Genomic DNA, 583 nt, shown 5'->3' with positions numbered 1-583 from the left:
CGCTGTCGCGACCAAGCGGCGGGTATACTGTCCGCTAGCAGCAACAACGTCACCCACAGAAAGCAGGCGCCATGTCCAGCAACCGCAAAATGCTCAAGATCTTGAGCCTCCTCCAGTTCGCCCTGTCCATCGTCGTCATCGTCCTCGCCGTCGTCGCGAAGGTCGGCGGGCAGGCCGCCGCGGGGCAGGGCCAGCTCGACGCGATGCGCCCCTACCTCGACCTGCCCGCGGCGCTGGCCCTCGGCGCGCTCTCCGTCGCCTCGTCCGTTATGGGCATCCGCGGCGCCAACCGCCCGAGCGCGCTCGGCAGCCACCGCGTGCTCTGCGTCCTCGCCGTGGTCCTCGGCGTCGTGGCCGCGGTCTTCGCCGGCAGCACGGCCGTGCTCGCGGTCTCTGCCATCACCGCAGTGGACGGCCTCGGCGCCGCCGTGTACGACGGCAAGGTCCAGAAGGAGGTCGAGGAGCGCAGGTAGCGCCGGCGGCGAGCGCCCTTCTTGCTAAGAAATCGCGACCTCTGGGCGGCGGGACGGGCGTTGCGTTAAGAAACGCCGGCCTCTGGGCACGCGAGGAGTTAACGCGCTAA

The 583-nt window shown here is 69.6% G+C and carries 1 protein-coding gene; it reads left to right on the top strand.

Annotation, left to right across the window (positions count from 1 at the left end; genetic code table 11):
• Positions 1-71 precede the first annotated feature (71 nt).
• Entirely contained in the window at positions 72-473 is a 402-nt protein-coding gene (locus tag ACT84W_RS09990) for a hypothetical protein (protein ID WP_417575645.1), read from the top strand.
• Positions 474-583: the final 110 nt, after the last annotated feature.

This window comes from Paratractidigestivibacter sp., from assembly GCF_052362415.1.
In the GTDB taxonomy this organism is placed as follows: Bacteria; Actinomycetota; Coriobacteriia; order Coriobacteriales; family Atopobiaceae; genus Paratractidigestivibacter.
Note: the sequence above shows the minus strand (reverse complement) of the source record. Positions and strands in the feature narration are given on the sequence as shown.

Bases quoted from the DNA above. Each gene is read 5' to 3' on its own strand.
- ACT84W_RS09990 (WP_417575645.1), top strand. From the start codon at position 72: ATGTCCAGCAACCGCAAAATGCTCAAGATCTTGAGCCTCCTCCAGTTC.